Source organism: Sphingomonas bisphenolicum, assembly GCF_024349785.1.
Taxonomy (GTDB): domain Bacteria; phylum Pseudomonadota; class Alphaproteobacteria; order Sphingomonadales; family Sphingomonadaceae; genus Sphingobium; species Sphingobium bisphenolicum.
In genome coordinates, this window is the sequence record NZ_AP018817.1 from 3,335,353 (window position 1) to 3,356,824 (window position 21,472).

At 64.3% G+C, this 21,472-nt stretch carries 23 protein-coding genes; 12 read left to right on the plus strand and 11 right to left on the minus strand.

Features of this window, described 5'->3' with window-relative positions; translation table 11 throughout:
- Positions 1-77: 77 nt before the first annotated feature.
- Genes rpsF through rplI form a run of 3 tightly spaced genes read left to right on the plus strand, consistent with a single transcriptional unit; the run spans position 78 to position 1,373 of the window.
- Positions 78-518 carry a 30S ribosomal protein S6 gene (gene rpsF / locus SBA_RS16565; RefSeq protein ID WP_224550034.1) on the plus strand — a complete coding sequence of 147 codons (441 nt, stop codon included), beginning with the start codon at positions 78-80 and terminating at the stop codon, positions 516-518.
- Positions 519-531: 13 nt separating this feature from the next.
- A complete protein-coding gene (rpsR, locus tag SBA_RS16570) occupies positions 532-756 on the plus strand; it encodes a 30S ribosomal protein S18 (protein ID WP_004212076.1) in 225 nt (74 codons plus the stop codon).
- Positions 757-770: 14 nt separating this feature from the next.
- Positions 771-1,373, plus strand: coding sequence for a 50S ribosomal protein L9 (rplI, locus tag SBA_RS16575; RefSeq protein ID WP_261935214.1), 603 nt, complete (start codon positions 771-773; stop codon positions 1,371-1,373).
- A 128-nt stretch (positions 1,374-1,501) separates the two neighbouring features.
- Here rplI and SBA_RS16580 read toward each other — a convergent pair whose 3' ends face one another.
- From SBA_RS16580 to SBA_RS16590, 3 genes are all read right to left on the minus strand, one after another.
- Positions 1,502-1,861 (minus strand): hypothetical protein, encoded by a 360-nt coding sequence (locus SBA_RS16580; RefSeq protein ID WP_261935215.1) that lies wholly within the window; start codon positions 1,859-1,861, stop codon positions 1,502-1,504.
- Between the two features lie 261 nt (positions 1,862-2,122).
- Positions 2,123-4,261 (minus strand): TonB-dependent siderophore receptor, encoded by a 2,139-nt coding sequence (locus SBA_RS16585; protein ID WP_261935216.1) that lies wholly within the window; start codon positions 4,259-4,261, stop codon positions 2,123-2,125.
- A gap of 179 nt (positions 4,262-4,440) precedes the next feature.
- A complete protein-coding gene (locus SBA_RS16590) occupies positions 4,441-4,749 on the minus strand; it encodes a plasmid stabilization protein (RefSeq protein ID WP_261935217.1) in 309 nt (102 codons plus the stop codon).
- Positions 4,750-4,868: 119 nt separating this feature from the next.
- Here SBA_RS16590 and SBA_RS16595 point away from each other — a divergent pair, with 119 nt between their 5' ends.
- The 5 genes from SBA_RS16595 to SBA_RS16615 all read left to right on the plus strand — a co-directional run bounded on the left by SBA_RS16595 (position 4,869) and on the right by SBA_RS16615 (position 8,395).
- Positions 4,869-5,216: a hypothetical protein gene (locus SBA_RS16595; protein WP_261935218.1), complete on the plus strand. Its 348-nt coding sequence runs from the start codon at positions 4,869-4,871 to the stop codon at positions 5,214-5,216.
- Positions 5,213-5,446: a hypothetical protein gene (locus tag SBA_RS16600; protein ID WP_261935219.1), complete on the plus strand. Its 234-nt coding sequence runs from the start codon at positions 5,213-5,215 to the stop codon at positions 5,444-5,446. Before SBA_RS16595 ends, SBA_RS16600 begins: the two co-directional genes overlap by 4 nt.
- A 105-nt stretch (positions 5,447-5,551) precedes the next feature.
- A complete protein-coding gene (locus SBA_RS16605) occupies positions 5,552-6,481 on the plus strand; it encodes a DUF808 domain-containing protein (RefSeq protein ID WP_261935220.1) in 930 nt (309 codons plus the stop codon).
- 191 nt (positions 6,482-6,672) lie between these two features.
- Positions 6,673-7,983 (plus strand): MATE family efflux transporter, encoded by a 1,311-nt coding sequence (locus SBA_RS16610; RefSeq protein WP_261936770.1) that lies wholly within the window; start codon positions 6,673-6,675, stop codon positions 7,981-7,983.
- A gap of 91 nt (positions 7,984-8,074) precedes the next feature.
- Complete coding sequence (locus SBA_RS16615) at positions 8,075-8,395, plus strand: hypothetical protein (RefSeq protein WP_224550026.1); 321 nt, start codon at positions 8,075-8,077, stop codon at positions 8,393-8,395.
- A gap of 31 nt (positions 8,396-8,426) precedes the next feature.
- Here the strand turns inward: SBA_RS16615 and bluB are convergent, their stop codons facing one another.
- The 3 genes from bluB to SBA_RS16630 form a co-directional block, all read right to left on the minus strand.
- Positions 8,427-9,020, minus strand: a complete 594-nt coding sequence (bluB, locus tag SBA_RS16620; protein ID WP_390902459.1) for a 5,6-dimethylbenzimidazole synthase — start codon at positions 9,018-9,020, stop codon at positions 8,427-8,429.
- Between the two features lie 71 nt (positions 9,021-9,091).
- On the minus strand, positions 9,092-9,862 hold the full coding sequence (locus SBA_RS16625) for an ABC transporter permease (protein ID WP_224550024.1): 771 nt from the start codon (positions 9,860-9,862) through the stop codon (positions 9,092-9,094).
- Positions 9,859-10,791, minus strand: coding sequence for an ABC transporter ATP-binding protein (locus SBA_RS16630; RefSeq protein WP_261935222.1), 933 nt, complete (start codon positions 10,789-10,791; stop codon positions 9,859-9,861). Before SBA_RS16630 ends, SBA_RS16625 begins: the two co-directional genes overlap by 4 nt.
- Before the next feature lie 129 nt (positions 10,792-10,920).
- Here SBA_RS16630 and SBA_RS16635 point away from each other — a divergent pair, with 129 nt between their 5' ends.
- Positions 10,921-11,547, plus strand: a complete 627-nt coding sequence (locus tag SBA_RS16635) for an RcnB family protein (RefSeq protein WP_261935223.1) — start codon at positions 10,921-10,923, stop codon at positions 11,545-11,547.
- A gap of 56 nt (positions 11,548-11,603) precedes the next feature.
- On the opposite strand, the gene SBA_RS16640 is transcribed toward SBA_RS16635, so the two are convergent.
- The gene (locus tag SBA_RS16640) at positions 11,604-12,233 is read right to left on the minus strand and encodes a class I SAM-dependent methyltransferase (RefSeq protein ID WP_224550021.1); all 630 of its coding nucleotides are present in this window, start codon (positions 12,231-12,233) and stop codon (positions 11,604-11,606) included.
- Positions 12,234-12,313: 80 nt separating this feature from the next.
- Positions 12,314-13,207, minus strand: a complete 894-nt coding sequence (locus SBA_RS16645; RefSeq protein WP_261935224.1) for a LysR family transcriptional regulator — start codon at positions 13,205-13,207, stop codon at positions 12,314-12,316.
- Positions 13,208-13,357: 150 nt separating this feature from the next.
- Between SBA_RS16645 and SBA_RS16650 the strand changes: the two genes are divergently transcribed.
- From SBA_RS16650 to mmsB, 3 genes are all read left to right on the plus strand, one after another.
- Positions 13,358-14,497 (plus strand): acyl-CoA dehydrogenase family protein, encoded by a 1,140-nt coding sequence (locus SBA_RS16650; RefSeq protein WP_224550019.1) that lies wholly within the window; start codon positions 13,358-13,360, stop codon positions 14,495-14,497.
- A 136-nt stretch (positions 14,498-14,633) separates the two neighbouring features.
- Positions 14,634-15,716, plus strand: coding sequence for an enoyl-CoA hydratase/isomerase family protein (locus SBA_RS16655; protein ID WP_261935225.1), 1,083 nt, complete (start codon positions 14,634-14,636; stop codon positions 15,714-15,716).
- 155 nt (positions 15,717-15,871) lie between these two features.
- Positions 15,872-16,756, plus strand: a complete 885-nt coding sequence (gene mmsB / locus SBA_RS16660) for a 3-hydroxyisobutyrate dehydrogenase (protein WP_390902460.1) — start codon at positions 15,872-15,874, stop codon at positions 16,754-16,756.
- 107 nt (positions 16,757-16,863) lie between these two features.
- Here mmsB and SBA_RS16665 read toward each other — a convergent pair whose 3' ends face one another.
- From SBA_RS16665 to SBA_RS16675, 3 genes are all read right to left on the minus strand, one after another.
- Positions 16,864-18,087: a dipeptidase gene (locus tag SBA_RS16665; protein ID WP_261935227.1), complete on the minus strand. Its 1,224-nt coding sequence runs from the start codon at positions 18,085-18,087 to the stop codon at positions 16,864-16,866.
- Positions 18,087-20,459 carry a TonB-dependent receptor gene (locus SBA_RS16670; RefSeq protein WP_261935228.1) on the minus strand — a complete coding sequence of 791 codons (2,373 nt, stop codon included), beginning with the start codon at positions 20,457-20,459 and terminating at the stop codon, positions 18,087-18,089. Before SBA_RS16670 ends, SBA_RS16665 begins: the two co-directional genes overlap by 1 nt.
- 230 nt (positions 20,460-20,689) lie before the next feature.
- Entirely contained in the window at positions 20,690-21,469 is a 780-nt protein-coding gene (locus tag SBA_RS16675; protein ID WP_261935229.1) for an enoyl-CoA hydratase-related protein, read from the minus strand.
- Positions 21,470-21,472 lie beyond the last annotated feature (3 nt).

Here is a 21,472-nt window from a genome sequence, read left to right on the forward strand (position 1 = left end):
AGCATGACAGACGACAGCCGGAGGGGCGTTCCACATGGGGTGGGCGTCAGCGATCGGCCAACAGATGAGGTATATCCATGGCTCTTTACGAGCATGTGTTCCTTGCGCGCCAGGATCTGGCACAGGCGCAGGTGGACGCGCTGGCGGAAATCGCCACCAAGATCGTCGAAGATAATCAGGGCAAGGTGACCAAGGTCGAGACCTGGGGCCTGCGCAGCCTGGCGTACAAGATCGCCAAGAACCGCAAGGCGCACTATGTGCAGCTGAACATCGACGCCCCCGGCAATGTGATCGCGGAACTGGAGCGCCAGACCCAGATCAACGAAGACATCATCCGCTACATGACCGTCAAGGTCGACGAGCTGGAAACCGGCCCGTCGGTGATGATGCGCAAGCAGGACCGCCCCGAGCGTGGTGATCGTGGTCCCCGCGGCGATCGTGGTGACCGTGGCCCCCGTGGCGACCGCGAAGATCGTGGCCCGCGCCGCGACCGCGAAGACGCCCCGGCTGCTGAATAAGGAGATCTGAGACATGGCACGCCCGTTTTTCCGCCGCCGCAAGAGCTGCCCCTTCGCCGCCAAGGATGCGCCGAAGATCGATTATAAGGACGTCCGTCTGCTGCAGGGCTTCGTGTCCGAGCGCGGCAAGATCGTCCCCAGCCGCATCACGGCCGTTTCGGCCAAGAAGCAGCGCGAACTGGCCCAGGCCATCAAGCGCGCCCGTCACCTGGGCCTCCTGCCCTACATCGTGAAGTAAGGGAGTAGAAACCCATGGAAATCATCCTGCTCGAACGCATCGAGAAGCTGGGCGCAATCGGCGACGTCGTCACCGTCAAGGACGGTTACGCACGTAACTTCCTGCTGCCCAACAAGAAGGCGCTGCGCTCCAACAACGCCAACAAGAAGGTCTTCGAAGCCAACCGCGCGAAGATCGAGGCCGACAACGCCGCCCGTCGCACGGACGCCGAACAGGCTGCCGAAGGCGTCAACGGCAAGCAGATCGTCCTGATCCGCCAGTCGTCGAACGCCGGCCATCTTTATGGCTCGGTCGCCGTCCGTGACGTCGTCGAAGCGCTGCATGCCGATGGCGTGACCAACGTCACCAAGGCGATGGTCGTGCTGGAACGCCCGATCAAGACGCTCGGCGTCTTCGACGTCAAGGTCGCGCTGCACCCCGAAGTTGCCGTGACGATCACCGTCAACGTCGCGCGTTCGCCGGAAGAAGCCGAACTGCAGTCGCAGGGCGTGGACGTGATGGCCGACCTGTTCGAAAAGGACGAGAGCGGCTTCACCGAAGATTATGATCCCAACGCGGAGCCGGGCGAAATCGCTGCGGTCGCGAGCGACGAAGAAGAGGCGGCTGAAGAAGCCTGAATTCTTCCGACAGGATCGAACGAGAAAGCCGCCCCGCAACGGGCGGCTTTTTTGTTGGGCGCGATTGGCGGTGGATTTGGGTGGGTAGGCGACCGTTGGCTTTTAGGCAGGCGAGAAGATTGTGAGCGTCAGGGTTTGTCAACAACTGGGCGCGGCACCCAGATTGTGCATGATAACCCGGTGCTAGCCTGTTCTCCGTTAGACAGCTGAATACGCTTGAAGCAACCGCCAAGCGGAAACTCCCGGCTAAGCCAGCGGCCCTCGGGGGTGTCTTGCTCGTAAGGACGGACACCTGCGCCTTCCAGAAATGTCCAGAGATGAGCGGCCGTGTCACCAACGCAAATATATTTGTGGCTGTCGTCTGTGTCGGTCACTTCTCCCGCCGCCACCGCATCTTCCAGGCACGCTTCAGTTAGTCCGGGCACCTTTTCAGGAAAGACCGCTGGGGCATCATTGGCGAGTAGCAGGGCAGCGGCAAAGATCAGCATAGGTTTTCAACTCACGCTAGGTCTGGTGATACCAACAGCAGGGGAGCGAACCCGCGCCTTCACCTCCCAGCGCGGATCGCTGCGACGATACCTCTACCAATCCCGTCACGCTGCAGACCCATTTAGCCGGAAAATTGATCGTGCGGCAACGTCCGCTTTCGAGCTAAGCAGTTGGTGATGCGTACGGCCACCAATGGTCGATAGCGGACAAAGAAGGCCGGAGGATCGCTCCCCCGGCCCGTCATTCCGACATGCGCGCGATCAGAATTTATAATTGGCGCTGATCGTGAAGTTGCGCGGGGCGCCGTAGCGATACTGGCTGAAGAAGCCCATCTGGCTGTAATATGTCTTGTCGAACAGATTTTCGACATTCGCCTGCAACTGCAACTGCTCGGTCACTGCATAGCGCGCCATCAGGCTGACCAGCGTATAGCCGTCCTGCTGGAAGCGGAAGGGTGCCGCGGTCACCGGGTTCAGACCTTCCGAATAGGCCTTGCTGCGGAAATTGACGCCGCCGCCGACGGTCAGGCCGGTCAGCGCGCCCGGCAGGTCGTAGGTGGTGAAGATCTTCAGCAACTTGCGCGGCTGGGTCGTGTTCGCGGCGACGCCGTCGCCATCCTCCGCCTTGAACTGGCTGTAGCTGGCGTTGAGGTTCCAGCCCGGCAACGGCTGGCCGGTGGCTTCGATTTCGAAGCCCTTGCTGGTCACCCCCTGCGCCGCGACATAGGTCTGCTGCGGGCCGCTGGGGGTGGTGATGATCTCGCCGATCTGGCCGACATTATCCTGTTCGATGCGGAACAGCGCGACCGAGGTCTGGAGCGCATCGCCGAAAAAGCGGCTCTTCAGGCCGATCTCATAGGCATTGCCGTCGAGCGGATCGAGCAGGTTCAGATTGCGGTCGTACAGATTCTGCGGCTGGAAGATTTTGGTGAAGCTGGCATAGACGCGATGGTCGGGCGTCACGTCATAGAGCGCGCCGACATAGGGGATGAACACATTGTCGTCGCCATAGTCGCTGGGTCCGCTCCAGGCGAAGCCCTTCTGGTTCCAGCTCGACAGGCGACCGCCCAGGATGATTTTGAACGGATCGGCGACGTTCAGGCGGAAAGCGCCATAATAGCCGGTCTGTTCGATCCGCTCCTGCTCGTTCCGGGTCGGCGTCGTACCCCATGTCGGCTCATCGAAATCCGCACCGCCCGAACCGATGACCGGCACGTTGGTCGGCCAGGGGAAAGGCGCCGCATAATTGTCGGTATGGCGTTTCAACACGCTGTGCAGCGCGCCCAGCACCACTTCATGATCGCGCCCGAACAGGCTGACCTCCCCCTTCAACTGCGCATCGAAGCTGTTCTGGATGCTGATGCCCTCGGCCTTGTAGGGATTGCTATATTCGATCGTGCCGGTCGCCTTGTCGACATTACCGTACAGATAGAGAAGCTCGCTCGAATTGGTGGTCCGCAACCGGTTGTAATTGACGGTGATGTTCCACTTGTCGCCAATGTCCTGCCGGATGGTGGCGAAGATATTCTGGTTGGTCGTGTTCCAGTGGGTCCAGTCCGCCGCCGTACTCTGCGACCGGGCCAGATCGGTGGTCGTGCCATCGGTGTAGAAGGTCGGCAGCGCCCCCCAGGTCGCGCCCTTGGGCTTGCTGTCCTGATGGCTCATACCGACGCGGACCAGCGTGCTGTCGGTCAGGTCAGCGTCAACCACGCCGTACAGCACCCACTTCTTCTTTTTCTGGAGGTCGATATAGCTTTCGCCCTCCTCGTAGCGGCCGACCAGCCGCGCGCGGATGCGCCCATAGGCGGTCAGCGCGCCGCCGACATCGGCCGACACGCGCCAGGTGTTCCAGCTGCCAATGCTGGCATTGACATAGCCGGTCAGGTCGGTGGCGTCGGCATGTTTGCGAACCAGATTGACCGAGGCGGACGGATCGCCGGCGCCCGACAGCAGCCCGGTCGCGCCGCGCACGATCTCGACCCGTTCGTAGATCGACACGTCGATGCTGGTTTCGCCATTGCCGCCCGCCAGCGTCCAGGCCGCCGGCACGCCATCGACCTGCGTGTTGCGGATTTCGAAACCGCGCGCGTAGAAATTATTGCGGACATCGTCGACTTCGTTGGCGGACACGCCGACGCTGTTGACGATGACATCCTTGATGCTGATCAGATTCTGATCGAGGATGCGCTGGGCGGTCATGATGCTGACCGACTGCGGCGTTTCCTGCACGGTCAGGCCCAGGCCGGTCGCCGTGTCGATCTTGTTGGGCAGGGTATAGGTGCCGGTGACGACGATCTCGTCCTCCACCGGCGCGGCATCGGCGGGCGCCTGGGCAGCGGCCGGCATGGCGCCGAACGCGGCGAGCGACGCGCTCAGCAGAAAGGAAAATTTGCGGATCATCAAGAGGCCCCCGGCGTGAAATGCGATGCCGCCTTCGCACATCAGGCCAAAACTGAGCCTGCGGCAGCATCCTTGCGGGGAGGCCGATATAATTGTTAATAATGTTTCGCAACATCATTATTAACCGTGCGCTGACTTGGCGCCCTCATTTTGCGATAGCGTCGCATTTGCGTCACACATTATCGATCATTCCCGCGCCTGCGTCGCGTCTCCCAACCCTTTTTCGCCGCCGCCGACCGATCCGCCGCTGTCCGTCCTGCCGACGCCGCGCCACCCTTTCGTCCGCCCTTGCGCGACGATCCACGAGTATCGGGCCTGCCCCGACCGGAACCGGACCTGTTGCCGCCCCCCGATTCCTTGTTGACCGTGGCCCAGGCGCGTCGTTCGGCCTCGTCCTTCGACACGCCGCGATCCTCATAGCCCTCCTCGATATGGTGCGCCTTGCGCTTCTGCTTGTCGGTGTAGCTGCCCTTGTCACCCTGCCGCATGACCCATCTCCTTCGTCGCCCCGCACCGCTTCCAACACGCCGTCCCCATCCCGGTTCACATCGATCCGCTATCGTCACGATGCAGCGGAACGGCCGCTGCCCACGCGCGTTCGACCTGCATGGAAAACCGCACGCTCATCGAACGTCTGGCGCGCCATCTCGCCGCGGCGCATCCGGACGACTGGTCGTCCAGGATCGAGGACGCAGCCAGCATCCTCGCTATGCTGAAGGAACCCGACGCCGCGATGCGGGCGGCTGGTGACACAGGCATATGGAGCGCGATGATCGATGCCGCGCTGCGCGAGCGCTGGGCGATCGCCCAGGCAACCACCGATCCGGCCGCCGCCGACCCGGTCGATTCGGGCGGATCGGACGAAGAAGGCGAGATCAGACTGACATCCGATGCGGTCGGGCATGACCGGGCGGACTGGGTCCATCTGCATCACGGGCAGGAGAAGACTATATGAAGGGGCTGTTGAAGCTGGCGATCGTCACGGGGCTTGGCGCCTTTGCGATCAAGGGATGGCGCGACTGGATGGGTGACGCCGCCGCGCCGGACGATCGCGGCCCGGTAGGATCATCGGGCGTGGTCCGCGACGCCGGACCGCAACAGGGCGTGCCGCCCAGCGACTGGGACAAGGTGGACGAACAGTCCGACGAATCCTTCCCCGCAAGCGACCCGCCGGGCAACTATTGACGCGCTATTACAGGATGGACGCGCTCCATTGCTCCCCCGATGCGCGCCCCCTATGAGACGAACGCAAGGACGGCATCGCCGCCCGCAACAGGGGATATCATATCTATGCCTTCGGGTCTGATCGCGCTGCTCGACGACGTGGCGGGCATCGCCAAGCTGGCGGCCACGTCGCTGGACGATGTAGCCGCCGCAGCCGGTCGGGCGGGCACCAAGGCGGCCGGCGTGGTGATCGACGATGCCGCGGTGACGCCCAAATATGTGATGGGCCTGACCCCCGACCGCGAATTGCCGATCATCTGGAAGATCGCCAAGGGATCGCTGCGCAACAAGCTGCTGTTCCTGCTGCCGGCCGCCCTGCTGCTGAGCGCCTTCGCGCCCTGGCTGCTGCCCCCGCTGCTGATGCTGGGCGGCGCCTTCCTCTGTTTCGAGGCGGTCGAAAAGCTGCTGGAGGCTATACAGGGCGGTCATGACGTCGCCGAGGAAGCGGTGGAGACGCACAGCTCCGTCGAACTGGAAAATCAGAAAGTATCGAGCGCGATCCGCACCGACTTCATCCTGTCGGGCGAAATCATGGCGATTGCGCTGGGCACGGTCGCGGCCGAGCCGGTGTGGGAACAGGCGCTGATCCTGGTCGTCGTCGCCATCCTCATCACTGCGGGCGTCTATGGCGTCGTCGGCCTGATCGTGAAGATGGACGATATCGGCCTGCATCTGGCCAAGAAGCAGGGCGCCGGCACGCAGGCGCTGGGCCGCGCGCTCGTGAAGGCGATGCCGGTGCTGATGGCGATCCTGTCCGTGGTCGGCACCGCGGCCATGCTGTGGGTCGGCGGCGGGCTGATCGTCCATGGCCTGCACGAATTCCACCTCGACCCGATCCCCGGCGCGATCCACCATGTCGCGCAAGGCGCGGCCCAGGCCATCCCCGCGATCGGCGGCCTGCTCGACTGGCTGGTCAACGCCATTGGCGGCGCGATCGTCGGGCTGGTGATCGGCGGGATCGTGGTGGGCGCGCTGCACCTGTTCAAGAAGCACTGAGGGCTTTAGGGGGGACGAATAACTTCACCTCCGTTTGTTTCGAACTTAGTCGAGAAACGTAAAGCGCAGTGCTATCCGCTCCGCGACTTCGCTCGAAGCGAACGGAAACTCTCCCTCTCGGATTGCCCAAAGTGACCCACCCTTCCCCCTGGCGTATCGAGGCCGGCGCGCTGATCGCGCTGGCGCTGCCGATGATCGCGGGCAATATCGCCTGGTCGGCGATCGCCGCCACCGATCTGCTGCTGCTCGGCCGGATCGGGGCGGAGGCGGTCGCCGCCGGCGCTCTGGCCATCAACCTGTTCCATGCGCTGCTGCTGTTCGGCATGGGTCTGGTCACCGCCGCTTCCCCCCTCATTGCAAGCGAACGCGGCCGTCGCCGCCACAGCGTGCGCGACATACGCCGCACCGTCCACCAGACGCTGCGCGCCGCGCTCTTCTTCGTGCTGCCCGCCTGGGCGCTGTTGTGGCAATGCGAGACGATATTGCTGGCGATGGGGCAGGATGCCGATCTGGCGCGTGAGGCCGGCCATTTGATGCACGGGCTGCAATGGGCGCTGCTGCCCTTTCTGGGCTTCACCACGTTGCGCAACTTCATCGCCGCGCTGGAACGGCCGATCTGGGGCCTGATCGTGATGCTGGGCGCGATACCGTTCAACATAGCGATCGGCTGGGCGCTGATTTTCGGCCATCTGGGCTTTCCCGCCTTCGGCCTGTTCGGCGCCGGGCTGGCCAGCACGCTGTCCTCCTGCTTCCTCTTCTTCGGCCTACTCGCCGTCATCTTGGTCGATCGCCGCTTCCGCCGCTATCGCCTGATGGGCCGTTTCTGGACCCGCGATCGCGAACGGCAGCGGCAGGTGTGGGCGCTGGGCTTGCCGATCGCGATCACCCTGGGGTTCGAAACGACCGTGTTCAACGCCTCGGCCTTCCTGATGGGCCTCATCGACCGCGACTCGCTCGCCGCTCATGCCGTCGCGATCCAGATCGCCGCGCTCGTCTTCATGGTGCCCATGGGCATCGGGCAGGCGGCGACGATCCGGGTCGGCATCGCCTATGGCCGGCACGACCGCGCCGGCATCGGCCGGGCCGGCTGGCTGGCGCTGATGATCGGCACCGGCTTCGCCTGCTGCGCCGCCGCCTTGCTGATTCTGGCGCCGCGCACGCTGGTGTCGACCTTTCTTGACCTGTCCAACCCTGCCAATGCGCGCACCGCGACCCTGGCTGTCAGTTTCCTCGCCATCGCCGCCCTGTTCCAGCTGGTCGATGCGGCGCAGGCGGTGGGCGCTGGCGTGCTGCGCGGGGTGCAGGATACGACCGTTCCGATGATCTTCGCGCTGATCGGCTATTGGGTGGTCGGCATCGGCGTCGGCACTTTGCTCGCCTTCCCGCTGGGCATGGAGGGGCTGGGCATCTGGCTGGGCCTCGCCAGTGGGCTGGGCGCGGTGGCCGTGCTGCTGATCAGTCGCTGGACCTTGCGCGAACGGCTGGGGCTGGTGCCCGCCTGAACCATTCGTCGCACCGATTGCACGGGATGGATATGGTGCAACGCACAAAGCAATTGAAAGAATCGCCAAAATCGGTCAGGGAAGCGACATCATGCAAGCTCCGACCGAGATTTTTGAAGCCATCGCGCTCCAGAAGTGCCTGAAGGTGACCTATAACAAGATGGTCGTCACCCTCGCCCCGCACATCCTCTACACCCGTCATGACGAAATGTTCATCGACGCGGTGACGACCGACCGCGACGGCCGCCCGCCGCGCGAGCTTAAGCTCGGCACCTTCAAGCTGGTCGGCCTGTCCGACCTGCAGGTGCTGGACGAGCCGTTCGAGGCGATGCACGGTCTCTACGATCAGAATGACGACAAATATAAGGGCGTGACCCTGTTCGCCGTCGCGCCCGAAAGCGCCGCCGCCTGATCGTCGGATCGGCCGCTGCGGCGATCCGGTCCTATCTGTCGAACACCCGCTCCGACCATGGTTCGCGCGCCTGCCAGCCGCGGCGCTCCAGTTCCGGCGTCGGGCATTGTTCGGCCGGATAGCCGATGCACAGCAGCGCGATCAGCGACCAATGGGCAGGAACGTCCAGCAGGGCGCTGACGGCCTGCGGCTCCAATATCGATACCCAGCCGACACCGATTCCCCGCACCCGCGCCGCCAGCCACAGATTGTGGATCGCCAGCACCGTCGAATAGCGGAGCATTTCGGGCATGGTGGCGATGCCCAGACCATGGCCGGCCGACGGCGCGTCATGGCAGAATATCGCCATCAGTTCGGGCGCGTCGCGCACGCCGTGCAGCTTGAGCGCGCGATATCGGTCGCGCTGCGCATCATCGACATAGCGTTCGGATGCCCTGCCGCTCGCCACATCGATATGGTCGGCCAGCATGGCGCGGACCTGTGGCGAGCGCAGGCGAAGGAACCGCCAGGGCTGGGCATTGCCGACCGACGGCGCCAGACAGGCGCAGCGCAGCAGGTCGCGCATGTCCGCCTCCGGCACCGGGCGCGCTTCGAAATGGCGCACGTCGCGCCGCCAGTGCAGCAGCGTCTCCAGTTCCGCGGCGAAGGCCGGGCCGAAGACCGGCGTCGTTTCCGCCGCAAATCCGTCGCCCGTCCTCACTTCTTCAGTCGATATCCCGTGCGGAACATCCAGCCGATGATGCCGATGCAGACGGCCAGCATGCCCGCGACGAACAGCAGGCTGAACCCGATCGCGACGTCGCCCCGGCCGAAGAAGGTCCAGCGGAAGCCCGAGATCAGATAGACGATCGGGTTGAACAGGGTGATCGTCTGCCAGGGTTCGGCCAGCATCTTGACCGAGTAGAAGGCGCCGCCCAGGAAGGTCATCGGCATGATGAGCAGCAGCGGGATCACCTGCAATTGCTCGAAACTCTGCGCCCAGATGCCCAGGATGAAGCCGAACAGGCAGAAGCTGACCGCGATCAGCACCATGAAGCCGACCATGGCGAACGGGTGCGCGACCGGCACGTCGACGAACAGATGCGCGGTCAGGAAGATGATGCTGCCCACGATCAGCGACTTGGTCGCCGCCGCGCCGACATAGGCGATGATCGTTTCCGTCGCGGACACCGGCGCGGACAGCAGTTCGTAGATGGTGCCGGTGAATTTGGGCATGTAGATGCCGAAACTGGCGTTGAAGATGCTCTCCGTGAACATCGCCATCATGATGAGGCCGGGCACGATGAAGGCGGCATAGGCGATGCCGTCCACCTCCGTCATGCGCGACCCGATTGCCCCGCCGAACACGACGAAATAGAGCGAGGTGGTGATGACCGGCACCAGCAGGCCGGTCAGCAGCGTGCGCCGGAAACGGTGAAGCTCAAACGAATAGATGGCCGCGATGGCGCGCAGATTCTGGAGGCTCATGCGGCCTTCTCCTGATGGACGAGGCTGACGAAAATATCCTCCAGGCTGCTTTGCCTTGTATTCAGATCCTTGTAGCCGATGCCCAGGTCGCCCAGTTTGCGCAGCAGCGACGACACCCCGGTCCGCTCCGCCTGGGTGTCGAAGATATAGTCCAGTTCATGGCCTTCCCCGCCCAGCGTGACGCCCCATTCGGCAAGGTCCGCGGGCACCACGTCGATCGGTTCGGCCAGCACGACCGTCAGCGTCTTCTTGCCCAGCTTCTTCATCAGTGCGGTCTTGTCCTCGACCAGCATCAGTTCGCCCTTATTGATGACGCCCACCCGGTCGGCCATTTCCTCGGCCTCCTCGATATAATGCGTCGTCAGGATGATGGTGACGCCGGTCTGGCGCAGTTCGCCGATCAGCTTCCACATGTCGCGGCGCAGTTCGACGTCGACGCCCGCGGTCGGCTCGTCCAGGAACAGCACACGCGGTTCGTGGCTCAGCGCCTTGGCGATCATCACGCGCCGCTTCATGCCACCCGACAGTTCCAGTATCTTGGCATGGCGCTTGTCCCAGAGCGACAGGTCGCGCAGCACCTTTTCGACATAGGCGTCGTTGCGGGGCTTGCCGAACAGGCCACGGCTGAAATTCACCGTATCGATGACCCGCTCGAACTGGTCGGTCGACAATTCCTGCGGCACCAGCCCGATCGCGGTGCGCGCGCCGCGATAGTCGCGCACGATGTCGTGCCCGGCCACGGTCACGCTGCCCCCGGTCGCGCGCGCAATGCCGCAGACGATCGAGATCATCGTCGTCTTGCCCGCGCCATTCGGCCCCAGCAGCGCGAAAATCTCGCCTTCCTCGATGGTCAGGTCGACGCCTTTCAGCGCCTCGAAGCCCGACGCATAGCGTTTCGTCAAGCCCTTGATCTCAATGATGGATGCCATGGATGGCTCTGCCCCTTTTGCGTTGCGGCAAAGATAGGGCGGCGGCGCGCCGATGCAACCGAGGCGAAAAACATTGCCGTGGCAACATGACAGGCATAGCGTCCGCATCCCATAAGCGGAGAAGGCCCTATGAAAAAGGCAGTCCTATTTCTCTCGATCGCGCTCATCGTCCTTCCCGACGTCGCGCTGGCCCAGCAACAGCAGGATCGCATGCAAAGGCCGTCGCCTCCGACGACCCGCCCCGCACCACCATCGCGCCCGACTCCGCCCAAGCCCGAAAACCGACCCCAGCCACCCCGTCCCGGCGGTCCGTCGGTACAACCGCTGCGCCCAGGTACGGGTGGCCCGTCCGTCCAGCCTCCCCGCCCCGGCACCGGCGGTCCCCAGATCCAGCCTCCCCGGCCCGGCACGGGCGGCCCGGCGATCCAGCCGCCCCGTCCCGGCAAGCCCCAGCCGCCCCGCCCGGTCAAGCCGCAACCGCCGCATCGCCCCGGCGCCGGCCGGCCGCCGCATTTCAAGCCGATCCACCGGCCGGGCTTCCAATATCCGCATGGCTATCGCTATCGGCGCTGGAGCATCGGCCTGCTGCTGCCCGCCATCTTCCTGTCGTCGCGCTATTATTATGACGACTATGCCTATCTGGGCGTCGGCGCGCCGCCCTATGGCTATCGCTGGGTCCGCTATGGCCCCGACCTGCTGCTGGTCCGCACCCGCACCCGCCGCGTGGTCGATGTGATCTACGGTGCCTTCTACTAAGGCATATGAACGAAAGGGGGCCGCATCATCCGATGCGGCCCCTGGATGCCCTGCGGCTATTCGCCGCGTCGCGAAAAGCGGAAGACGGTGGCAGGCGGAAAATTGCGCACGGTCTGCCCGGCGCGCACCACGTCCAGCCCCAGCGCCTCGATCACGTCGCGGCTGACCGGCGGGCGCATCGAATAGGTGAACTGCACGAAGCTGCCGCCGGGCCGCAGCATCCGGAAGGATTCCGTCAGGATATCGTGATGCATATAACGGTCCATCGCCAGCAGGGGCAGGCCGCTGACCACGGTCTGATAATCGCCCGGCTCGCCCGCGGTCGCGGTCGATACGATCTGCGCGGGCGTCTCCAGGATCGACACATGGGGGAAATGCCGGCGCAACCCGCGCGCGAAGGCGGGATTGATCTCCACCACCTCCAGCTTCTCGGGCGGCAGGCCGGTTTCCAGGATCGCGCGGGTGAACACCCCGGTCCCGCCGCCCAGTTCCAGCACGCGACCGTCCAGCGGATCGATCTGCGCCACCATCAACCGGGCAAGATAGCGGCTGGAAGGCACCACCGACGCGGTCTGGCGCGGTTTCTTCACCCAGGCGGCCAGGAAATCGAGATATTCGGTGGCGCGGGCGCGAAATTCCCCGCCCGGCAGGGCGATCGCCCGACTGCGCTTGGGCTTATGCTGCATAAGCGAAATGCGACCGCTTCATTTCCATCCTGACTCCCTTAGCGAGGACGAGGGGCGGCGTCGATTGACTTTCGCGCGATTCAGCCCGCATCGCGCTGGCCCGACACCATGTCCACCCGCTCCTGCAGCCAGTCGGCGACGGCGCCGATCCGCGCCAGCTTGCGCAGGTCGCCATGCATGACCAGCCAGAAGCTGCGGGTGATCTCGACCCGGTCGGCCATCAACGGCGCCAGTCCGGGGTCGCGCCGCGCTATGAAGTCGGGCAACACGCCGATCCCCGCCCCGTCCGCGATCATCCGCTGCTGCATGATGATGCTGGTCGATCGCAGGGTCGCCTCCAGCCCCGCCTCCACCTCGTCCAGATAATCGAGTTCGGGAGAGAAGATGAACTCCGGCACATAGCCGACCAGCACATGGTCGCGCAGATCCGCCGGGGCGGCGGGCGCACCGGCCCGCGCCAGATAGGCGGGCGCGGCGTAGAGATGCAGCCGATAGTCGCCCAGCCGCCGCACCGTCAGCCGCCCGCGCTGCGGCCGCGCCAGCATCACCGCCATATCGGCTTCGCGGTTGGACGGGTTGAGGAAGCCGGACGCCGTCACCAGGTCCAGCCTGATCCCCGGATGCCGCCGGTTGAAATCCCCCATGCCCGGCGCCAGCACCCAGGTGCCGAAACCTTCCGCCACCGAAAGCCGCACCTGCCCCGCCAGCCGATGCTCCTGCCCCTTCACATCCTCCATCGCCGCCAGCGCCGCGCTTTCCGCGCCCTCGGCATGGTGCAGCAGCGCGTGGCCGCGCGCCGTCAGCGCCCGCTCACCCGCGCCCAGTTCGAACAATTCGGCATCGAGCGCCTTTTCCAGCCGTGCCAGCCGCCGCGCGATGGTGGTCGCATCGATGCCCAGCGCACGGGCGGCGGGCGCCACCTTGCGCGCGCGGGCGACCGCCAGAAATACCCTGAGATCGTCCCAGTCGAACATTACGCGCGCCCATCCTGCAAATTTGCAGCCTGTCCATGCACAACTTCGCCATTGCTTGCAATAACGCGGCATTGCTAGAAGCAGGATGAAAGCGAACCTGCTGCGCAGCGCCCGTCGGCGCGCCGGACAGGTTTGCGGAGTATGGAGAGCATGACCCAGTTCGACCTGACCGAGGACCAGCGCGCCATCCAGGAAATGGCGCAGCGATTCACCGCCGACGCGATCACGCCCCATGCGGCGGAATGGGACGAGAAGCATGTCTTCCCCCGCGACACGATCCGCGCGGCCGCGGACCTCGGCTTTGGCGGCATCTATGTGTCGGAGGAAGCGGGCGGCATCGGCCTTGGCCGGCTGGAATCCGCCCTCATCATGGAAGCGATGGCCTATGGCTGCCCGTCCACCAGCGCCTTCATCTCGATCCATAATATGGGCGCCTGGATGATCGATCGGTTCGGCAGCCAGGCGGTGAAAGACAAATATCTGCCCGATCTCGTACCCATGGCGCGCATGGCGAGCTATTGCCTGACCGAAGCAGGCGCAGGATCGGACGCCGCCGCGCTCAAGACCAAGGCGGTCCGGGACGGCGATCATTATGTCGTGACAGGTTCCAAACAGTTCATCTCCGGCGGCGGCGAGAATGAGGTCTATGTCGTCATGGTCCGCACCGGGGAGGATGGGCCGAAGGGCATCTCTTGCCTCGTCATCGAAAAGGACATGCCCGGCGTCAGCTTCGGCGCGCAGGAACGCAAGCTCGGCTGGCACAGCCAACCCACGGCGCAGGTCAATTTCGACGCCGTGCGTGTGCCGGTGGAAAATCTGGTCGGCCAGGAAGGCGAAGGTTTCCGCATCGCGATGATGGGGCTGGACGGCGGCCGGCTCAATATCGGCGCCTGCTCGCTCGGCGGCGCACAACGCTGCATCGACGAAAGCATAGGCTATACCAAGGATCGCAAGCAGTTCGGCCAGTCCATCGCCGACTTCCAGAACACCCAATTCACCCTGGCCGACATGCAGACCGAATTGGAGGCCGCCCGCACGCTGCTCTATGCCGCCGCGGTCAAGGTGACCGACAATGCGCCCGACAAGACCCGCTTCGCCGCGATGGCGAAACGCTTCGCCACCGACACCGGATCGTCGGTGGTCGATCGCGCGCTGCAACTGCACGGCGGCTATGGCTATCTGATGGACTATCCGATCGAACGCTTCTGGCGCGACCTGCGCGTCCATTCCATCCTGGAAGGCACCAACCAGGTCATGCGCATGATCGTGGCGCGGGATATGTTGCGTTAGAAAATAAGAAATCCGTTCGCCCTGAGCCTGTCGAAGGGCTCGGCCGAACGTAGTGAGGCCTTCGCTCCACTCAGGCGGGGGCTTCGACATTCGAACGAGACAAGCGGCTCGTTCGAACAGCCCGAACGGAGTTGTGATGACCGACCAAGTCCTGACCATCATCGACAACGGCGTCGGCCGCATCCGCCTGAACCGGCCCAGGGCGATCCACGCCCTCACCCCGGAGATGTGCGAAGCGATCAACGACGCGCTGCTGGCGTGGCGCGAGGATGACGCGGTCGTCGCGGTGATGATCGATCATCTGCCCGCCGCCGACGGCGATCCCAAATTGTCGCGCGGCTTCTGCGCCGGCGGCGACATCGCGCTGATCGCCAACAGCGCGAAAGCCGATTGCGTCGAGGCCGAACGCTTCTTCCATGTCGAATATCGGATGAACCATCTGCTGTTCGTCTATCCCAAGCCGATCGTCGCCTTCATCGACGGCATCGTCATGGGCGGCGGCGTGGGCATCTCCCTTCCCGCCCGGTTCCGCGTGGCGACCGAGCGAACGAATTTCGCCATGCCCGAAACCGGCATCGGCCTGTTCCCCGACGTGGGCGGCGGCTGGTATCTGCCGCGCCTGCCCGGCCGCGTCGGCGCCTGGCTGGCCGCGACGGGCGCGCGGATCGACGGTGCGGATTGCGCCGCCGTCGGCATCGCCACCCATTATATCGCATCGGACCGGCTGGATGCGATCAAGGCGCGCATCCTGGCCGACCCGACCGGGCTGGGCGAAATATTGGACGAAAATGGCGAAACCCCGCCGCCATCGAAGCTGGACGCGCACCGCGCCGACATCGACCGGCTGTTCGCCTCCGACAAGGCGGAGGCGATCATCGCCGCGCTGCGGGCGGACGGCGGCGAGTGGTCGGGCAAGCAACTGGCGGTGCTCGCCACCAAATCGCCCCAGACGATCAAGGTGGCGCTGCGCCAGTTGGTCGAGGGCGCGACCAAGACCGACTTCGCCGCCAATATGGCGATGGAATATGGCCTCGCCTGCGCGATCATCCGCCGCCCCGATTTCGTCGAGGGCGTCCGCGCGGTGATTTTCGACAAGGATAATGCGCCGCAATGGAATCCGGCCACGCTGGAGGGGGTGAGCGATGCGATGATCGACGCGATCTTCTTGGCCCTGCCGGCAGAGAAGCAATGGACGCCGCTGCCGGAACTGCGGGGCTAGACGAAAATGCTGTCCTACACCCCTGCCGACATGCCATGGCCGGGTTCGGGCATCCCCTTCTATTTCCTCGATTTTACGATCCGATAGCGAAGTTTTATCGAAAAAATTCCTCATGCGTCACAAGCGCGAAGTTTGAGAAGTTACGGGAGAGTATGATGACCCAGACGATCGCCTTCATCGGCCTTGGCAATATGGGTGGCGGGATGGCCGCCAACCTGCTCAAGAACGGCTATGCCGTGCGCGCCTTCGACCTGTCGGAAGAGGCTTTGGCCAAGGCGGAAGGCCATGGTGCCGTCCGCGCCGCCAGCGCCGCCGACGCGGTGACCGGGGCCGACGCGGTGGTGACGATGCTGCCCGCGGGCAAGCATGTCGAGAGCGTCTATAACGAGCAGGTATTCGGCGTGGCAAAGCCCGGCGCGCTCTTCCTCGACTGTTCGACCATCGACGTCGCCACCGCGCGCCGCGTGATCGACGCGGCCGTCGCCAAAGGCTTCGAGATGGTCGACGCGCCCGTTTCGGGCGGCATCGCGGCGGCCAACGGCGGAACGCTCACCTTCATGGTCGGCGGCGCGGATACGGCCTTCGCCAAGGCCCGGCCGATCCTGTCCGCCATGGGCAAGGCGGTGATCCATGCCGGCGGCGCGGGCAACGGCCAGGGCGCGAAAATCTGCAACAATATGCTGCTGGGCGCGACCATGGTCGCCACCTGCGAGAGTTTCGCCATGGCCAAGAAGCTGGGGCTCGATCCTCAGACCTTCTACGACATCTCCAGCGTGTCGTCGGGCCAGAGCTGGTCGATGACCAGCTACTGCCCCGTCCCCGGCGTCGGCCCGCAATCGCCGTCCGACAATGGCTATCAGGGCGGCTTCGCGGTCGGCCTGATGCTCAAGGACTTGAAACTGGCGACCGAAGCCGCCGCGTCGGTCGGCGCCAGCGTGCCGATGGGCAATGCCGCCGAAGCGCTCTACCAGATGCTCGCCAACCGGGGCGAAGCCGGCCGCGACTTCTCCCTGATGATCGAGATGCTGGAAGGGAAGTGACGCCGTCCGTTCGGGCTGAGCGAAGTCGAAGCCCATCACTGAGCGAAGCGAAGTGTCCTCCCTACGGTCGGACTGACCCTTCGACTTCGCTCAGGGCGAACGGAACTCTACTTCCCCTTGCCCGCCTCCGCCGCGGCGAGCACGCGCAGCACGTTGCCGGACCAGATTTTCTGGATGTCGGCCTCCGAATAGCCCGCCTTCAGCAGCGCATCGGTGATCTTGGGCAGGGCGACCACATCCTCCATGCCCACCACGCCCCCGCCACCGTCCCAGTCGAGGCCGATGCCGACATGATCCGGCCCCACGACCTTCAGCGCGTGCAGCATATGGGCCATGAAATCATCGAAGGTCGGCCGATCGGTATCGGGATAGAGCTTGTCTATCTCCTGCCGCTTGGCCAGCAGTTCGGCGCGCTTCTCCGGCGAGAGCTTGGCGTCCTCGCGCATCTGGCCGTAGAGCGCCTTCAGCGCCTCCTGCCGCTGCGGATTTGGCTTGGACGCGCGCAGATAGGCGCCATAGGCGTTCATCTGGATCACCCCACCCTTGGCCGCCAAGGCTTTCAGATGCGCGTCGTCGACGTTGCGCGGATGGTCGTAGATCGCCTTGCAGCCCGAATGGGTCAGCAGCACCGGCGTGGTGGACAGCGCCAGCAGGTCATCCAGCACCTGGTCCGACGAGTGCGAGGCGTCGGGCACGATGCCCAGCCGGTTCATTTCCTTGAGCAATTCCTTGCCGAGCGGGCTGAGCCCGCCATAGCGCGGCTTCTTCGACGGGTCGGTGGAGCTGTCGGCGAACTGGTTATGCGCGAAATGGGCGAACCCCGACACACGCACGCCCATGTCGTAGAACAGGTCGATCAGCGACACGTCCTCGCCCAGCGGATAGGCGTTCTCGATCGACATATAGACGATCCGCCTGCCCGCCGCCGCGATCGGCGCCGCGTCCTTCGCCTCCAGCGCGAGTTGGAAATTGGCCGGATCGGCGGCGACCATCGACCGGATCGACAGGCCGCGCAGGATCGCGAAGTCGCGCGCCTTGCGGAACCCCTCGATCGTCAGCGGCCCCTGCCCCGTATAGATCGCCCAGAAACCACCATCCAGGCCGCCCTTCTTCATGCGCGGCAAATCGACCTGGGTGAAGTCGCTATGGACGCCATGTTCCTCGTCGATCGACCAACCCGGCAAGTCGAGCGAGGCGGGCGTGTCGAGATGGCTGTCGAGGGTGATGAGCTTCTGATGAAGCTGATACACCTTCTTGGACACATCCTGCGCTTGCGCGGCGACCGGGAGCAGCGCCAGAAGCGCCGCCCGCATCATCCATGCAGCCCGCATCAGATTTCACCCGAGATGGTGAACTGGAAGGTGCGCGGGGACAGCGGCCGGAATGCGCCGTCGCCCGTCACCGACGAAGAGATGAAGGACAATACGTCCTTGTCGAAGATATTGTCGACGTTGAACCGCGCCTTCACGCTCTTGATCGGACCCAGGCTGAAGCCGTCGCCAATGTCCACATAGCCGCTGAACACGGTATAGGCGGGGACACTGGAGCCAGCCGTGTTGGTGAAGGTCGACCAGCGCTTGCTGGTATATTTGCCCGAGATATTGGCGACCAGCCAGCTTGCCGGTTCGATGGTCACGCCCCCGCTGACGATCCACTTGGCGCTGTCGGGGATATATTTGCCCGCCGTGGCATATGTCACCGACGCGACGATGTCGTCCTGAAACTTGGCATGGTTGTAGGTGACGTTGGCATTGGCATAGGCCAGGCCGTTGAGGAAAGCGGGCTTGTAGGTGCCGCTGGCTTCGACGCCATAGGCCTTCACCCGGCCGACATTCTGGTAGAAGGTTTCGGTCGACGCGCCGCCGCCTTCGACGAAGGTCGTGATCGACTGGATGCGGTTCTTGAACTTGGTGTAATAGCCCGCGATAGAGGCATAGACCTGACCCTGGTTGGTGCGGAAGCCCAGCTCCATATTCTTGGAACGCTCCGGATTGGGCTGCGGCACCAGCGCGGAGGTGCCGGTGCGGGTGACGGCATAGATATCGTCCATCCCCTTGGGCAGCGCCATATTCTCGGCATAGGAGGCGAATATCTGGCTGCGCCCGTCCAGCTTGTAAAGCACGCCTGCCATCGGCAGGAACATGTCGCGATAATGGGCGCTGTTGATCTGCGGTCCCCAGCCGGCAACGCCGACGCCGCCGACCACGCGATAATAATCGTCGAAGTCGCGATAGCCGCGCAGGCTGTAGTCGAGCATCAGCCCCTTGAAGCCCACGTCCAGCACCAGCCGGTCGTCCATCAGCTTGAGCGTGTCCTTGAGCGACACCTGCAACGTATCGCGCTGCGAGCGATAGTTGCGGCGCAGATAGACCAGCTCGTCCAGATTGGGTTCGCCGTCGGGCGCGCCATCGACCGTGTTGTAGCGCGCCTGGGTGCGGTGATATTTGTCGACTTCGGCCCACAGCCCGGCCTCGACGATGTTGTTGCCCTGTTCCCAGTGCAGCTTGTTGGCGATGCCGTAGCGATTGCCACCCACGCCCGACCGGCCATATTGCACGCCCTTGGGCGCGGTGACGGCGAGGCCGGCCTGCACCTGTGCGGTGTAGCGGGTCAGCGAATTGGCATAGGTGTCGGGCGACACGCCGTACCCGCCCTTGTCTTCCCAATAAAGGGTCGATTCCGCCCATACCCCGTCGGCGATTCCTGCATGGAAGGTTGCGCCATAGAGGCGATCCTTACGCACGTTGATGGCGAGATTGTAGACGTTGGCGTAGTTGCTGTTGGAATAATAGACGCCCGGCACCGTCGGCGCGAAGCCGGTCGTCGTGTTGGGCACATTCTCCAGATAGGCATAGTCGCGGCCGCACTGGCCGACCAGGTTGGTGCTCGCGCAATTATACTGCGCGCGCGTGAGGGTCGGCGAATCATAGTCGAAAAAGTCGTTCGATACGAATTTGAACCGCGCCCAGCTATCGCCACCCAGATCCGCGTGCAGTTGCGCTTCCCAATGCTCGCGGTCGATCGTGCCGGGGCCGCGCCACAGGTCGCTGTTAAGCTTGGTGCGGCTGACATAGGCCTTGAACGGACCGACCTTGCCGGTGTTCACGCGGATGAAAGTGCGCTTCAGGCTGTCGTCGCCGAAGCTCTGCGACACGAACAGGCCCATCTCGTCCTGCGGTGCGATGCTGTTATACTGCACCACCGGGCCGAGCGTCGAATAGCTGGGCAGGCCGACGTCGCCCGCGCCGACCGAGGCTTCCACCACGCCCAGATTTTCATTGTCGACATAGCGGAAGACCGGACTGCCGCCGAAGGCGTCGCTGCGACCCGTAGGGATGCCGTCGACCACGAAGCCGATCTGGTCGAGATTGAAGGCGCGGGTCTGGACGCTGTTGCCGAACTCGTAGAGGCCGAGCGCCCCGTCGGTCTGAACGTTGAAGCCGGGTAGCTGCTCCAGCATCTTGAGACCCGAAATGCCCGACGGCGCCGACAAAAGCGCCTCGCGAGTCACCGCGACGACATTGCTGATCTTGTCCTCGCCGATCGCTTCGGACGATTGCGAGATGCGGCGGCCGGTGACGGTGATCGTCTCGCTCTCGTCGCCGACCGGTTCCTGCGCATGGGCGGCGTTCAGCGCCCCGGTGGCGCAGGCGAACAGTAGCGCCGCGCGCGCGGAACGACGGATGGACGAGATAACGGACATGCAAGGGCTCCCTGTTTCACAACGAGCCAATCAGGGGGCGCTTTTGCACGCCTCACCTCTCCCCGAACGATGACCGGGGACGCCTGTCTGCACCCGCCGTCGTTTCTACGTTTTCTTGTGAAACGAGACTGTCGGGGAACTCCGCCATAGGCCAATGAGATTTTCTCGGCCTATGGCAGAACAATCAATATGTTACGGATAATTTCAGTGCGGTCGCCCGCCGCAATATATCAGCGCCCCTTCCAGACGCCGGCACGCTTTTCGACGAAGGCGGTCATGCCTTCCTTCTTGTCCTGCGTCGCGGTCAGTATCTGGAACAGGCGACGCTCGGTCAGCAGCCCCTGCGCCAGGCCGGTTTCGAAGGCGATGTTGACCATTTCCTTGTTGATCATCGCCGCCATGGGCGGCAGCGCAGCGATCGCCGCGGCGGCCTTGAGCGCTTCGTCCAGCAATTCGGCTGCCGGGACGATACGGCTCACCAGACCCGAACGTTCGGCTTCGGCGGCGTCCATCATGCGGCCGGTCAGGCACATTTCCATCGCCTTGGCCTTGCCCACCGCGCGGGTCAGCCGCTGCGACCCGCCCATGCCGGGCGCGACGCCCAGCTTGATTTCGGGCTGGCCGAATTTCGCCGTGTCGCCCGCCAGGATGAAGTCGGCCATCATCGCCAGTTCGCAGCCGCCGCCCAGCGCAAAGCCCTGCACCGCCGCGATCCACGGCTTGCGGGTCGCCACCACGCCGGTCTGCCAGCCGGAGAAGAAATCCTCCAGGAAGAAGTCGGCCGCGTCCTTGTCGACCATTTCCTTGATGTCGGCGCCGGCCGCGAACGCCTTTTCGCCGCTGCCGGTCAGCACCGCGCAACGCTGGGTCGGATCGGCGTCATAGGCGCCGAATGCCGCGCTCAGATCCTTCAGCACCTGGCTGTTGAGCGCATTCAGGGCCTGCGGCCGGTTGAGCGTGATCAGCGTCACGGCGTCGCGCTGCTCGACCAGGATCGTCTCGTAAGTCATCGC